11 protein-coding genes are annotated in these 14,331 nt (G+C 65.4%); 2 read left to right on the top strand and 9 right to left on the bottom strand.

The annotated features are described in order from the left end of the window. Complete coding sequence (locus G3572_RS14490) at positions 1-3,351, top strand: efflux RND transporter permease subunit (protein WP_164613085.1); 3,351 nt, start codon at positions 1-3, stop codon at positions 3,349-3,351. Between the two features lie 41 nt (positions 3,352-3,392). Here G3572_RS14490 and G3572_RS14485 read toward each other — a convergent pair whose 3' ends face one another. Beyond that, complete coding sequence (locus G3572_RS14485; RefSeq protein WP_240335558.1) at positions 3,393-4,208, bottom strand: protein-disulfide reductase DsbD domain-containing protein; 816 nt, start codon at positions 4,206-4,208, stop codon at positions 3,393-3,395. Between the two features lie 82 nt (positions 4,209-4,290). On the opposite strand from G3572_RS14485, the gene G3572_RS14480 reads away from it, so the two are divergent. Then, positions 4,291-4,908, top strand: coding sequence for a YqgE/AlgH family protein (locus G3572_RS14480; protein ID WP_275897793.1), 618 nt, complete (start codon positions 4,291-4,293; stop codon positions 4,906-4,908). Positions 4,909-4,920: 12 nt separating this feature from the next. Here the strand turns inward: G3572_RS14480 and G3572_RS14475 are convergent, their stop codons facing one another. The 8 genes from G3572_RS14475 to G3572_RS14440 form a co-directional block, all read right to left on the bottom strand. Then, complete coding sequence (locus G3572_RS14475; protein ID WP_164613079.1) at positions 4,921-7,260, bottom strand: aldehyde dehydrogenase family protein; 2,340 nt, start codon at positions 7,258-7,260, stop codon at positions 4,921-4,923. A gap of 3 nt (positions 7,261-7,263) precedes the next feature. Next, positions 7,264-8,256 (bottom strand): deoxyribose-phosphate aldolase, encoded by a 993-nt coding sequence (deoC, locus tag G3572_RS14470; RefSeq protein ID WP_164613237.1) that lies wholly within the window; start codon positions 8,254-8,256, stop codon positions 7,264-7,266. Between the two features lie 118 nt (positions 8,257-8,374). After that, complete coding sequence (locus G3572_RS14465; protein WP_164613077.1) at positions 8,375-8,773, bottom strand: Na+/H+ antiporter subunit G; 399 nt, start codon at positions 8,771-8,773, stop codon at positions 8,375-8,377. 5 nt (positions 8,774-8,778) lie between these two features. Further along, positions 8,779-9,048, bottom strand: coding sequence for a K+/H+ antiporter subunit F (locus G3572_RS14460; protein WP_164613235.1), 270 nt, complete (start codon positions 9,046-9,048; stop codon positions 8,779-8,781). After that, on the bottom strand, positions 9,048-9,536 hold the full coding sequence (locus G3572_RS14455) for a Na+/H+ antiporter subunit E (protein WP_164613076.1): 489 nt from the start codon (positions 9,534-9,536) through the stop codon (positions 9,048-9,050). The genes G3572_RS14460 and G3572_RS14455 overlap by 1 nt, the downstream gene beginning before the upstream one ends. Before the next feature lies 1 nt (position 9,537). Then, on the bottom strand, positions 9,538-11,049 hold the full coding sequence (locus G3572_RS14450) for a monovalent cation/H+ antiporter subunit D (RefSeq protein WP_164613233.1): 1,512 nt from the start codon (positions 11,047-11,049) through the stop codon (positions 9,538-9,540). Next, positions 11,049-11,402: a Na+/H+ antiporter subunit C gene (locus G3572_RS14445; protein WP_164613074.1), complete on the bottom strand. Its 354-nt coding sequence runs from the start codon at positions 11,400-11,402 to the stop codon at positions 11,049-11,051. The genes G3572_RS14450 and G3572_RS14445 overlap by 1 nt, the downstream gene beginning before the upstream one ends. Then, positions 11,402-14,266: a monovalent cation/H+ antiporter subunit A gene (locus G3572_RS14440; protein WP_164613072.1), complete on the bottom strand. Its 2,865-nt coding sequence runs from the start codon at positions 14,264-14,266 to the stop codon at positions 11,402-11,404. The genes G3572_RS14445 and G3572_RS14440 overlap by 1 nt, the downstream gene beginning before the upstream one ends. Between the last annotated feature and the right edge of the window lie 65 nt (positions 14,267-14,331).

The following is a 14,331-nucleotide window of genomic DNA, read 5'->3' as shown; positions in this document are numbered from 1 at the left end:
ATGAAGATCGCGCAGGGCGGCGGGCGGGCCGGCGGGCTGATTTCCTATTTCACGCGCCATCGCACCTTGGCGAACCTGCTGTTCGTGCTGCTGATCGTGGCGGGAATTGTGGCCTCGTCCCGCATCCGGGCGCAGTATTTTCCCGATGTGGTCGTGGCCGAAGTGCAAGTTTCTGTCGCGTGGAGCGGGGCCGGGGCGGAAGACGTGGACCGCGCCATCGTGCAGGTGCTGGAACCTGCGCTGCTGGCGGTGGATGGCGTGTCGAACGCGGTGTCGCGGGCGGCGGAAGGCTCGGGGCGCATCGTGCTGGAATTCGAGCCCGGCACCGATCTGACGCAGGCCGCCGAGGATGTGCAGGCTGCGGTCAATTCGGTGAACAACCTGCCGTCCGAGGCGGAAGAGCCGCGCATCACCCGCAGCCAGTGGCGCGATCAGGTCACCGATGTGGTCATCACGGGGCCGGTGGGGGTGGACCAGCTAGCGCGCTTTGCAGATGAATTTGTCGCGCGGCTGTTTCAGGAGGGGATCACCCGCACCACCATTCGCGGCATGGCCAGCCCGCAAACCGTGATCGAGGTGCCATCGGTCGCGATGATCCGGCATGACATCACCCTGCGCGAGATCGCCACGGCCATCGGGGCGGCGGTGCAGACCAATCCGGCGGGCAATGTCGGCGACGGCTCGGCGCGGGTGCGCACGGGGACCGAGCGGCGCAGCGCCGCCGAACTTGCAGGCGTGGTGCTGCGCAGCCTTCCCGATGGCACCAAGGTGACGGTGGGCGACGTCGCCACCTTGCGCGCGGTGGGGCCGGATTCGGGGCGGGCGAGCTATGTCGGCGAGAATCCTGCCATGACGGTGCGGGTGGACCGCAACGCCGAGGGCGATGCCATCCGCATGCAGCGCAGCGTCGAGGAGGTTGCCGCCGAGATGCAGCTTTCGCTGCCGCCGGGGGTGACGGTCGATCTGGTGCGGGCGCGGGCCGAGGAGATCACCGACCGGCTGTATCTGCTGCTGGACAATGCGCTGAGCGGGTTGGCGCTGGTGGTGTTGCTGTTGTTCCTGTTCCTGAATGCACGCACGGCGTTCTGGGTGGCGGCGGGGATTCCGGTTGCGATGCTGGCGGCGGTGGCGGTGATGTATGCTGCGGGGCTGACGCTGAACATGATCTCGCTGTTCGCGCTGATCATCATGCTGGGCATCGTGGTGGATGATGCCATCGTGGTGGGCGAGCATGCCGATTTCCGCGCGCGGCATCTGGGTGAGGGCGCTGTAGAGGCCGCCGAGCGCGGGGCGATGCGCATGGCGCAGCCGGTGGTCGCCTCGACCCTGACGACGGTGATCGCCTTTTTCGGGCTGGTGGCGATTGGCGGGCGGTTCGGGGGGCTGATCCGCGACATTCCCTTCACGGTGATTGCCGTGCTGATCGCCTCTCTGGTGGAGTGTTTCCTGATCCTGCCGAACCACATGGCGCATGCGATTGCCAAGGCAAAGCAGGAAAAGTGGTATGACTGGCCGTCGCGGCAGGTGAACCGCGGCATGGCTTGGTTCGGCGTGCGGGTGGTGAAGCCCGCGATGCGGCTGCTGATCGTGGCGCGCTATCCGGTTCTGGCGGGGTCGGTCGCGCTCTTTGCCGCCTCGGCCGCGCTGTTCATCCGCGGCGATCTGCCGTTCCGCTTTTTCAACGCGCCCGAGCAGGCCTCGGTGACCGGCAATTTCTCGATGCTGCCGGGGGCCGCGCGCAGCGACACGATCGAACTGATGCGGGAGGTGCAGCGCGCCGCCGAAGCGGTGGGCGCGCGGTTCGAGGCCGAGCATGGCGTCAACCCCATCACATTTGCGATGGCCGAGGTGGGCGGATCGGGCGGGCGGGGACTGGCCAGTGCAGAGGGCAAGGATGCCGACCTTCTGGGCAGCATCTCGATCGAGCTGATCAACCCCGATGCGCGGCCCTATTCCAGCAATGTGTTTGTGAGCGCCTTGCAGGAAGAGGTGCGCGGGCATCCGCTGATGGAGGAACTGTCGTTCCGGGGTGGGCGCTTCGGACCGGGGGGCGATGCCCTGTCGATTGATCTTTACGGCGCGGATGCAGCGGGGCTGAAGGCGGCGGCCGAGGCGCTGAAGGCGCGGCTGGCGGTCTACCCCGAAGTATCGGCGCTGGAAGATTCGCTCGCCTATGACAAGGAAGAGCTTGTCCTGAACCTGACGCCTTTGGGGCAGGCGCTTGGCTTTGCCATTGACGAGTTGGGACGCAGCCTGCGCGACCGGCTGAACGGGATCGAGGCCGCGACCTATCCCGACGGGCCACGGTCTGCCTCGATCCGGCTGGAGCTGCCGCGCCGCGAGTTGACCGCAGATTTTCTCGATGCCACGCTGATGCGTGCGCCGGGCGGCGCCTATGTGCCTTTGGCCGATATCGTGACGGTGGAGCGGCAGGCCGGATTCTCGACGATCCGGCGCGAGAACGGCCTGCGGGTGGTGACCGTCTCGGGCGATCTGGCCGAGGATGATCCGGCGCGGGCCGCCGAGATCCAGGCGACGATCCGCGAGACGATCCTGCCCGAGATCGAAGAGCAATTCGGGGTGGAGAGCCGTCAGGGCGGACTGGTCGCGCAGCAGAACGCGTTTCTGGGCGAAGCAGGCACGGCGGTGATCCTGTGCCTGCTGGGGATTTACCTGTGTCTTGCGTGGATTTTCGCCAGCTGGAGCCGTCCGCTGGTGGTGATGTCGGTGATTCCCTTCGGCCTGATCGGGGCGATGTGGGGGCATGTACATTGGGGCGTGCCGCTGTCGATGTTTTCCATCGTCGGGCTGATCGGCATGTCGGGAATCATCATCAACGATTCCATCGTGCTGGTTTCGACCATCGACGAATATGCCGAAAAGCGCGGGCTGATTCCGGCGATCATCGACGGGGTGGCCGACCGTTTCCGCGCGGTGCTGCTGACCACGATGACCACGGTGTTCGGCCTGTCGCCGCTGCTGTTCGAACGCAGCTCGCAGGCCGAATTCCTCAAGCCCACGGTGGTGACCCTCGTTTACGGACTGGCGTTCGGGATGTTTCTGGTTCTGATCGTCGTGCCGGCGCTGATGGCGGTGCAACAGGACATCGGCAAGCGGTTTCGCGCCTTGTCGCGCGGGTTGCGGCGCGGGCCACGCGGGCTGTTGGCGGGAACCGCGGCGGTGCTGGCGCTGATCTTTGCCGCGACCCTCGGGCCGGCGCTGCTGGGCAGTCAGCTTCCCGGTCTGCCGATCTTGTCGCAGGGGCTGGCCTTGGGGCTGTTCGCGCTGGGGGCCGTAGGGGTCACCCTTGTCGTCTACGGCATCACGCGGCTGCGCGCGGTGCGGCGGTAGGGAGGTCCGATAAGGCCGGAGAAGGACGCCAGCCCTCGGCGTCAGTCGGCGGGGCAGCCGCGGATTTCGACCGCACGGCCTTCGCCGGCGATCACGGTCACGACCACGGCGCTGCGGTTGAGCGCGAACGGCGCGCCGGAGGGCGGCACCATTTCGGCGACGGCGGTCAGGCTGCCGCCGCTGCGCTGCACCTGCGCTTCGGACACCCAGATGTTGGCAAGGCCCGGCTCGAACACCACGACCTCGGTCTGGCCCTGCGGCGGCATGTCCATCCGCGCCGTGATGCGCAGACCGTCGCGGATGGCCTCGACCGTGCAGGTGATGCGGGTCAACCCCGCCTCGGCGGCGGTGGAGGGTCTTGCGCGCAGGGCGGCGTTGATGGCGCTGTCAGGGTTACCCGGACCGGGCAGGGCCGTGCCGAGCATCAGTGTGGCCGGAATGCAGATGTCTTTGCATACCCCGAGGTCCACCGATGCCCGCAGCCGCACCGGTTTGCGCGGGTCTTTCGGCGTCACCTCGATCGGCAGCACCAGTTCGTCATGATAACCGACGGTCTGCATTCCGTTGGTCTGGAACACATCGGGGGCAGGCCAGTGAAAGCGCACCGCGCCCACGTTTTCCGATCCGGCCCAGTCGAATTGCGGCGGGATGCCCGCATCGCCCGGCGCGCGCCAGTAGGTTTTCCAGTTCGGGGCAAGTTGCAGGTGCAAGGCCGCCATATGGGTGCCGGAGGCGGTCTGCCAGCCGGGCCGGAATTCGCCTTGCACCACATCGGACAGCAGGACCGATTGCGCCTGCACGGCAGTCGCGGCGACAGTGGGGCCAAGGACAAGGCAAAGGGCAAGGGCGCGTATCATGGGTCGAAACATAAGGAGTGGCCCGTGAATGGAAAGTCACAAAGACGGGAAGCAAATGTAGCACTTGCCTCTTGAGGCATGGCTGCATCAGCATCATGTTGGCAGCGAGGGGCAAGACCGAGAGGCAGAACGGGAGACCGAGACGATGGACCTTGACGGCAAGTTGCTGATCGCGATGCCCGGCATGGGGGATGCGCGATTTGACCGGAGCGTGATCTTGATCTGCGCCCATTCCTCTGATGGCACGATGGGGCTTATCGTCAACAAGCCTACGCCGGATCTGAGTTTTTCCGGTTTGCTGGAGCATCTGGACATCTCGCGCGCGCCCGAAGGGCGGGACATTCGCGTGCATTTTGGCGGGCCGGTGGAACGCGGGCGCGGCTTTGTGCTGCACTCGTCCGATTACCCGCGCGGCCCTGCCACGATGACGATGCCGGGCGGCTATCACATGACGGCGACGCTCGATATTCTGCAGGCCCTGGCTCAGGGGGGTGGGCCGGATGCCGCGCTGCTGGCCCTGGGTTATTCCGGCTGGGGGCCGGGGCAGCTTGAGTCCGAGATTCTGCGCAACGACTGGCTTTTGGCCGATGCGCCGCCCGATCTGGTCTTTGCGCGGGACGACAGCAGCAAATGGGTGAACGCGTTGAAAACGCTGGGCATCGACCCGCTGACGCTTTCGGCGACAGCGGGTCGCGCCTGAGTGTTGCGCGGTCTATTCGCCGTAAGGCACCCAGACGGTTTTCACCTCTGTCGCCTGCCGCAAGAAGCTGCGGCCTTCGGAGTCCGGGGCCATCCAGTCGCGCGCACGCCCGTGGTTGACCCATGTCCGCTTGAGGTTGGTGGCCGATTCCGTTTCGATCACCTGCGAGACATCGGATGACGAAAAGCTCCAGACCGCGTCGATATCCATGTGGCCGGCCAGCGGTTTGGCAAGATCGGCATGGGGGCCGGTGACGATGTTCACCACACCGGCTGGCAGGTCCGAGGTTTCCAGCACCTGATAGAAGTCGGTCGCCGACAGCGGGAAGGGCTGTGACGGCACCAGAACACAGGTGTTGCCCATCGCGATGGCGGGGGCGATCACCGAGACGAGGCCCAGAAGCGGCGACTCGTCGGGGCAAAGGGCGGCGATGACGCCGCAAGGCTCGTTCATCGCCAAGGCCACGCCGCGGATCGGCACGGATTTGACCGCGCCGTCAAACTTGTCGGCCCAAGCCGCATAGCTGAACAGGCGGGCGATGGCGGCGTCCACCTCGGCGCGGCCCGAGGTGCCGGTTTGCGCGGTGAGGCGGGCGGCGAATTCATCGGCACGGGCCGAGAGGTTCTCGGCGATGTAGAACAGGATCTGCGCGCGGTTGTGGGCCGAGGCGCGGGCCCAGCCCTTGGCGGCCTGCGCCGCCTCGACCGCGTTGCGGATGTCCTTGCGGTTGCCGATGCCGACATGGCCCAGAAGCGCACCCTTGGGGCCATAGACCGCTTGCGAATAGCCGCCATCGGGGCGGGCCTGCTTGCCGCCGATGAACAGCTTTGCGGTGCGGTCCAGTCCTTCGACGGTGGCCGATCCGGGTGCCGGCAGGGCGCGGACGGGTTTGAGCGCGGCCGGTTTGCCTGCGGGGCGCAGATAGGCGAGCAGCCCCTCCCAGCCGCCTTCACGGCCAAAGCCGCTTTCGCGCACGCCTCCGAAGCCTGCCGCCGCATCGAACATGTTGGTGCCATTGATCCAGACCACGCCCGCCCGAAGTTTGGGCGCGATGTCGAGCGCAAGATTCACATTCTCGGTCCAGACCGTTGCGGCAAGGCCGTAGCGCGTGTTGTTCGCGAGCTCCACCGCCTCGGCAGGGGTGCGGAAGGTCATGCTGACCAGAACCGGACCGAAGATCTCTTCCTGCATCAGCGGGGATGCCGCCGACAGGCCGATGATGAGGGTGGGGGGATAGAAACAGCCCGATGGCATCGGGGTTGCGGCGGTGTATTTCTCGCCCTCGGACGCATCGACCAGACGGGTGATGGTGGCCAGTTGCACAGGGTCCACGACTGCGCCCACGTCGATGCATTTGTCGAGCGGATCGCCGATGCGCAGTCCGTCCATCCGGCGCTTCAGCTTGGTGTGGAAGCGTTCGGCCACGCCTTCCTGCACCAGAAGGCGCGATCCGGCGCAGCAGACCTGCCCGCCGTTGAACCAGATGGCATCGACCAGCCCTTCGACAGCCGAGTCGAGATCGGCGTCGTCAAAGACGATGTAGGGCGATTTGCCGCCCAGTTCCAAGGTAAGCGCCTTGCCGCTGCCTGCCGTGGCGCGGCGGATGGATTTGCCCACCGAGGTGGACCCGGTGAAGGCGATCTTGTCGACGCCGGGGTGATCGACCAGCGCCGCGCCTGTGTCACCATCGCCGGTGACGATGTTCAGCACGCCCTTGGGCAGGCCCGCCTCGCGGCTGATTTCGGCAAACAGCAGGGCGGTCAGCGGCGTGTATTCGGCGGGTTTCAGCACCACCGTATTGCCCGCCGCCAAGGCGGGGGCCACCTTCCACGCCAGCATCAGAAGCGGGAAGTTCCACGGGATGATGGCGCCGCAGACGCCCAAGGGTTCCATGCCCGGCTGTTCGGCAGGAGCAAGCTGGGCAAGGCCCGCGTGGTAGTAAAAATGCCGCGCCACCAAGGGCAGGTCGATGTCGCGGGATTCGCGGATCGGCTTGCCGTTGTCGAGGCTTTCCAGCACCGCGAGCAAGCGGGCGTGTTTCTGCACCAGCCGCGCAAGGGCATAGAGATATTGCGCGCGTTTGTGCGGGGCAAGGCGCGCCCATTTGGGTTGCGCGCGGCGGGCGGCGGCAACGGCGGCGTCCACGCTGGCCGGGGAGCCTTGGCTGACCCGTGCCAGCACCGCGCCAGTGGCCGGATTGCGGCTTTCGAACAGCGCCTCGGGCGCGGTGAAGGTGCCGTCGATGAAATGGCCGAAGCCTGCGGGATGCGTGGCAAGCCATGCCTGCGCCTCGGCACTGGATTCGGGGGCGGGGCCATAGGACATGGTGTTGAAAATCTCTTTGATCGTCATGGCTCAGCCCATCGCGTGGCGGTTTGCGGCCGAGTAATGGCCGGTCAGGTGATGTTCCAGTTGCCGCTCGATATCGCCGAGGAGCGAGGAAGCGCCAAAGCGGAACAGGTCGGGTTGCAGCCACGGGTGGCCGAGTTCGTCCTTCATCAGCGCGAGATAGAGCAGCGCGTCCTTGGCCTTGGCGATGCCGCCTGCAGGTTTGTAGCCGACGAGGATTCCGGTGCGGTCCTGATAGTCACGGATGGCGCGGATCATGGTGAGCGAGACGGGCAGGGTGGCGTTCACGCCTTCCTTGCCCGTGGAGGTCTTGATGAAATCGGCCCCCGCCATCATGCAGATCAGCGACGCCTTGGCGACGTTGCGCAAGGTGCCAAGCTCGCCCGTGGCGAGGATCGCCTTGACATGCGCCTCGCCGCAGGCCTCGCGCATTTCGCGCATCTCGTCGTAAAGCGCCTGCCAGTTCTGCGTCAGCACATGGCGGCGCGAGATCACGATGTCGATTTCCTGCGCGCCCGCGGCCACGCTTTCACGGATTTCCTGCACGCGCAGGTGCCAGGGCGACAGGCCCGCCGGAAAGCCGGTGGACACGGCGGCGACCGGAATCGCCGTGCCTTCCAGCGCGCGGACGGCGGTTTCCACCATGTCGTGATAGACGCAGACCGCGCCGACGGTCAGCCCTTCCATGCCCAGCGCCGTCAAGGTTTCGGCGCGCACGGGCTGGCGCGCCTTGGCGCAGAGGCGCTGCACGCGGCCGGGGGTGTCATCGCCTGCAAGGGTTGTCAGGTCGATCAGGCTGATGGCCTTGAGCAGCCACGCGGCCTGATATTCTTTCTTCACCGAGCGCCTGCCGCCAAGGCTGGCGGCGCGGCGTTCGATAGCAGAGGTATTGGCCTGCACCGAGGCGACCCAATCCAGATCGAGGGCCATGCCCGGATTGCGGTCATGGGACGGATGGGCGGGGGGCAGGGACACCAGCCCCGTGGTCGGGGCTGGCATGTCTGGGGAAAGCGCGGTCACGGCAAGCCCTTTGCTGGAATAAATCGCCAGCAATGTTGCATGGGCGCGGCCACCCGGCAAGCCTGACGCCGCGCTGTTTTGACCTTTTGGTCAGAAATCAGCCCGGATCGCGATCATTCAGTAGGGCAGGGCTGACGGCCTGCACCTCGGGGTCATAGGTGGCCCATTCGGTGCCGACGCCGGTGGGCGGAAGGTCCTGCTTGTCGATGGCGCGGTGCAATTGCACTTTGGCGATGAAATTGGCGGTGATCGGGGCTGTCAGGAACAGGAACAGCGTGATCATCAGCTCGTGCCAGCTGAGCGTGCCTTCGAAATACCAGAAATAGGCCATCGACGCGATCAGCGCCGAGCCGACGCCGAGCGTGGTGGCCTTGGTCGGCGCATGCAGCCGCTGGAGCGTCTGCGGCAGTTTCAACAGGCCGAAACTGCCGACGATTCCGAAGATGCCACCGAACACCAGCAGGGCCGACAGGATGTATTCAACGATCTGGTCCATGCCACTCACTCGATGATGTCGCCGCGCAGGACGAATTTGCAATAGGCCACGGTCGAGACAAAGCCCGTCATGGCAAAGAGCAGCGCCGCCTCGAAATTGACGCCCGACCGGGTGCGGATGCCATACAGCACGATCAGGGTGAGCACGTTGATCACCATGGTGTCGAGCGCCAGAATACGGTCTGTCACGCCGGGCGCGCGGAACACGCGGTAGAGGTTCATCGCAAGGCCGAGGCCAAAGCAGAGGAAGGCGAAATCGAGAGCGTAATTCAGGATCATTCGAATATCCTTTTCAGGCGGGCCTCATAGCGGGTCTTGATGTCGTTGATGATGCTGTCAGGGTCGGGGGCGTGCAGGGCGTGGATCAGAAGCACCCGGCCGCAGGACGACATGTCCGACGTCACCGTGCCGGGCGTCATCGTGATGGTGCCGGCCAGAATGGTGATCGCTTCTGGCGTCTTGAGGTCGATCGGAATGGCCAGCCAGCGCGAGCGGATGTTTTCGTTGCGCATGAACAGCACGATCCGCGCCACCTGGATATTGGCCAGCACGATATCCCACATCACCAGCAGGACATAGGCGGCGAAGCCCGGCACGTTGCGCAGCGGCGGGCGGTTGGGCCAGTAGGGCGCCGTCAGCAGCGGGATGACGATGGCAAGGATCAATGCCATCACCAGACTGCCGATCTTCACCTGATTGACGAGCAGAATCCACGTCGCGAACAGCAGCAGCGACAGCAGCGGGTGGGGAAAGAGGCGGCGCATGTCAGTTCACCTCGGGCAGTTGGTTCGCGGCGATATAGGCGGAGGTGTCAAAGAGGCTGTCCGCCGTGACCTCCATCCAGGCGATGACGGGGCCCGCCAGCAAGGTCAGCGCGACCAGTCCGGCAAGCAGCATGCCCACGGCCACGAAGGCAAGCGTCTGGGACGGGTGGCCGGGGGCTTCGCCTGCGGGGGCCGAGGCATGGGCCTTCCAGAACAGGGTGGAACCGGCGCGGGCAAAGCCCAGAATGGTGATGAGCGAGGTCACGAGGATGACTGACCACACCAGCGCCGCCTGTTCGCGCAGCGCGTCGAGCACCAGCAATTTGCCAATGAAGCCCGACAGCGGCGGCATCCCTGCGGTGGCAATGGCCGAGACCATGAACAGCGCCGAGATGAGCCCCGCCTGTGCGATGGGCGGCAGGGACTGGTGCAGGCCGTCATGGGCGCGGCGATGCGCGACCAGATCGGCGATCAGGAACAGTGCGGCGCCAGCAAGCGTGGAATGCACCATGTAATACATCGCCGCCGCCGTGGATTGCGGCGTGAAGGCCGAAATCGCGATGAAGGCGGTTCCCATCGAGGCCACGGCGGCAAAGGCCGCCAGCCGAGACAGGGTGGTTGCGCCAAGGATGCCCAGAGCGCCGAGGACCAGCGTGATGAGCGCGGCGGGCAGCATCAGGTCGACGATCAGGGTTCCGGTGATCGGATGCGAGGGCGGCAGCACGATCACGCCGAAGCGGATCACCGAATAGGCCCCGATCTTGGTCATCACCGCGAACAGGGCGGCAACGGGTCCGGGGGCGTTGGAATAGGTGCCCGGCAGCCAGAACTGCAGCGGTACCAGCGCGCCCTTGATGGCGAAGACCATCATCAGCATGACGGCGGCAACCCGGAACAGGGCCGCATCTCCTTCGGTCAGGGCGGCCGATTTGACCGCCAGATCGGCGATGTTCAGCGTGCCGGTGATCGAATAGATCGTGCCGAGCGCAAAGAGGAACAGCGACGATCCGACAAGGTTGAAGGCGACATATTGCACGCCCGCCCGCAGACGGTCCTTGCCGCCCGAATGGATCATGAGCCCGTAAGAGGCGATCAGCAGGATCTCGAAGAACACGAACAGGTTGAAGGCGTCGCCCGTCAGGAAGGCCCCGCAGATGCCCATGAGCTGGAACTGGAACAGCGCATGGAAGTGCCGCCCCCGCGCATCCCACGCCGAGCCGATCACATAGAGCAGCACCGCCACCGCCAGCACGGCTGTCAGCACCACCATCAGCGCCGACAGACGGTCGAGCACCAGCACGATGCCAAAGGGCGCGGGCCAGTCGCCCAGCTTGTAGACCTCGGGGCCCTCGTTGCTGGCGGCGACCAGCAAGGCCACGCTGGCAGCCAGCAGGCCGAGGGTGGACACAATGGCGAACACCCGCTGCAACAGAAGGTCGTTGCGCATCAGAAGGACCATCAGCGCGCCCATGACGGCAGGCAAAAGGACCGGAGCGGAAATCCAGTGATACATCATTTCTGGCCCCCTTCGGTCGGGGCATCGTCGTCGTTCATATCCACCTTGTCATGGCCAGCTTCCAGAAAGGCGCCAAGCGCCATCATCACGATGACCGCCGTCATCCCGAAGGAGATCACGATGGCGGTCAGCACCAGCGCCTGCGGCAGCGGGTCGGAGTAGCCCGGCGCGCCTGTGCCATAGATCGCGGGCATGTTTGTTGCCAGACGGCCCGAGGTGAACAGGAACACGTTCACCGCATAGGTGAGCAGGGTCAGTCCGACGACCACGGGAAAGGTGCGCTGGCGCAGCATCAGATAGACCCCGGCAGAGGTCATCAGGCCGATTGCGGATGCAACAAGGGCTTCCATCAGCGGACCTCCCCGGAGTTGAGGGTGCGGCCTTCGGACGGGTCGATGTCGAAGGGCTGCACGTTGACGGTTTCACCGGCGCGCAGGCCGATGCGGGACAGCGAGGCCAGCGCCAGCATCACGGCGCCGAGCACGGTGAGGAAAACCCCGATGTCGAACAGCAGCGCGGTGGCAAGCTCGAACTCTTCCAGCGGCCAGATGGTGAAGTAGCCGAAGGCCGAGGTGAGGAAGGGCAGGCCGTTGAACCATGCCCCGATGCCGGTGGCGGCGGCGATCAGCACCCCGCAAGCGATCAGCGCATGGTAATCCACCTTTTGCCGCGCCGCCGTCCATGCAAAGCCCGAGGCCATGTATTGCATGACCAGCGCGATCGCCACGATCAGACCGGCGATGAAGCCGCCGCCCGGTTCGTTATGGCCGCGCAGGAAGATGAAGAAGCCCACCATCAGCGCGATCGGCAGGATGACGCGGGTTGCGACCACCAGCATCATCGGGTGGCGGTCGCCCGCGCGGCGCTGATCCGGACGCCAGGCCAGCAGCCTGTCATTGGCCGGACCCGCGCGCAGCAGCGCTTCGGTCAGCGCAAAGATCACGAGGGCGGCGATGCCCAGAACGATGATCTCGCCGAAGGTATCATAGCCCCGGAAGTCGACCAGTATGACGTTGACGATGTTGGTGCCGCCGCCGCCCGGTTTGGAGTTGGTGATGTGGAACTCGGAGATCGGGCTGAAGGCCTGTTCGCGCATCATTAGCGCATAGGCCAGCGCGGCCATGCCCACACCTGCGACAACCGCCACCGCCCCATCCCAAGTGCGGCGCACGGGGGTGCTTTCAACCGGCGTGGCCTTGGGCAGGAAATTCAGCGCGAGCAGCATCAGGATGATGGTGGCCACCTCGACCGAAATCTGGGTCAGCGCCAGATCGGGGGCCGAGAAATAGGCGAAACCGACAGAGACCATCAGGCCGACGATTCCCACAAGAACCAGCGTCAGCAGGCGCTGGCGGTGATAGATCACGATGGCGACGGTCGCCAGCACCAGAGCCAGCCAGCCCAGCGCCGGAACCGGATGGATCGGCATCATCTCCCGCGTGCCGGCGGTGTGCGCGCCGCTGTCAAAGGCGTAATAGGACACCGCCGCGATACCCAGCACCGCGATGGCGATGTAGCGGGTAAGAGACCCGTCGTGGAGGCGGTTCGAGAGGCGGCCCGCGAGGGCGGCGAAGGGCTCCACGATGCCGTCGAAAATCTTCTTGGCCTCGGGGCGCGGCGTGGCATTCCACATCGCCATCAGGCGCGGGTGCAGGCCCATGAGCAAAAGGCCGCCGCCGATGGCCGCCAGCGACATCCACAGGGCGGGAGCGTAAAGACCGTGCCAATGCGTGATCTTGACGGCAATCGCCTCTCCCGTGACCGCGCTCGCCGCCGCGTTCACCAGCCATGATGCGGTCAGCATCGGGAACAGGCCGATCAGGATGACCAGCACGGCCAGCAGGGCAGGGGCCGCCCAGAGCCCGAAGCCGGGGTCATGCGGCTTGGCCGGATAATCGCTCCGCACCGGACCGAGGAAGGCATGGGCGATGAAGCGGAAGCTGTAGGCGACCGAGAACAGCGCCCCGATGGTGGCCAGAACGCCCAGCAGCCACGGGTTTGCCATCCACGCGGTATGGGCGGCCTCCTCCAGCATCAGTTCCTTGGACAGGAAGCCGTTCAGCGGCGGGATGCCCGCCATCGACAGCGAGGCGATGGTGACGATCGTGAAGGTGATCGGCATCAGCGTGCGCAGTCCGCCAAGGCGCTTGAGATCGCGTGTATGCGCCTCGTGGTCCACAATCCCCGCCGACATGAAGAGCGCGGCCTTGAAGGTGGCGTGGTTGATGATGTGGAACACGGCGACCGTCGCGGCCTCGGCGGTGCCAAAGCCCAGAAGCATGGTAATCAGGCCAAGGTGCGACACGGTGGAAAAGGCAAGGAGCGCCTTGAGGTCATCCTTGAACAGCGCGATCTTGGCGGCCATCACCATCGTGATCAGGCCGGTCGTCGCCACGATGTAGAACCATTCCGGGGTGCCGGACAGCACCGGCCACATGCGGGCCATCAGGAACAGCCCGGCCTTCACCATTGTAGCCGAGTGCAGATAGGCCGAAACCGGGGTCGGCGCGGCCATTGCATGGGGCAACCAGAAGTGGAACGGGAACTGCGCCGATTTGGTGAAGGCGCCCAGCAGGATCAGGATCAGCGCGGGCAGATACCAGTCGGAGGCCTGGATCGCCTCTTTGCTTTGCAGGATCACCGTCAGGTCATAGCTGCCGGCGATATTGCCAAGGATCAGCATGCCCGCGATCATCGCAAGACCGCCGCCGCCGGTCACGGCCAAGGCCATCCGCGCGCCTTGGCGGCCTTCGGGAAGGTGCTTCCAATAGCCGATCAGAAGGAAGGACGACAGCGACGTCAGTTCCCAGAACACCAGCAAAAGCAGGATGTTATCGGAAAGGACGATGCCGACCATCGCGCCCTGGAACAGCATGAGATAAGTGTAGAACTGCCCCATCGGGTCCGATTTCGCGAGATAGAACCGCGCGTAAAGGATGATGAGAAGGCCGATGCCGAGGATCAGGCCCGCAAACAACAGGCCCAGACCGTCGAGGAAGAAATTGGCGTTGAGCCCGAGGGACGGGATCCACTCGATCCGGGTCTGCACAACTTCACCGCGCAAAACGGCGGGGGCGTTCAGGCCCAGCATCAAAAGCGCGAGGGCGGTGACCGATCCGGTTACCAGCGCGCAGGCATTCTTGCCTGAGCGGATCATAAGGCCGGGAAGAAGCGCTCCGAGGAAAGGTAGCGCAGCAATCAGGGCGAGTGACATGAAACGGACGTTCCCTCGTCGTGGCGTGGCGTTTTTGCGTCGTTATCGTCGCGGCGGGTTTTCGC

The organism is Pseudotabrizicola algicola (genome assembly GCF_010915705.1).
GTDB classification, from domain to species: Bacteria; Pseudomonadota; Alphaproteobacteria; order Rhodobacterales; family Rhodobacteraceae; genus Pseudotabrizicola; species Pseudotabrizicola algicola.
This window is presented reverse-complemented; position numbering and strand designations above follow the sequence as displayed.

What these genes read in the sequence shown, in the direction of transcription:
- G3572_RS14490 (WP_164613085.1), top strand. Translation starts at nt 1, where the DNA reads ATGAAGATCGCGCAGGGCGGCGGGCGGGCCGGCGGGCTGATTTCCTAT.
- G3572_RS14485 (WP_240335558.1), bottom strand. Translation starts at nt 4,208, where the DNA reads ATGATACGCGCCCTTGCCCTTTGCCTTGTCCTTGGCCCCACTGTCGCC.
- G3572_RS14475 (WP_164613079.1), bottom strand. Translation starts at nt 7,260, where the DNA reads ATGACGATCAAAGAGATTTTCAACACCATGTCCTATGGCCCCGCCCCC.
- deoC (WP_164613237.1), bottom strand. Translation starts at nt 8,256, where the DNA reads ATGCCAGCCCCGACCACGGGGCTGGTGTCCCTGCCCCCCGCCCATCCG.
- G3572_RS14465 (WP_164613077.1), bottom strand. Translation starts at nt 8,773, where the DNA reads ATGGACCAGATCGTTGAATACATCCTGTCGGCCCTGCTGGTGTTCGGT.
- G3572_RS14455 (WP_164613076.1), bottom strand. Translation starts at nt 9,536, where the DNA reads ATGCGCCGCCTCTTTCCCCACCCGCTGCTGTCGCTGCTGCTGTTCGCG.
- G3572_RS14450 (WP_164613233.1), bottom strand. Translation starts at nt 11,049, where the DNA reads ATGTATCACTGGATTTCCGCTCCGGTCCTTTTGCCTGCCGTCATGGGC.
- G3572_RS14445 (WP_164613074.1), bottom strand. Translation starts at nt 11,402, where the DNA reads ATGGAAGCCCTTGTTGCATCCGCAATCGGCCTGATGACCTCTGCCGGG.
- G3572_RS14440 (WP_164613072.1), bottom strand. Translation starts at nt 14,266, where the DNA reads ATGTCACTCGCCCTGATTGCTGCGCTACCTTTCCTCGGAGCGCTTCTT.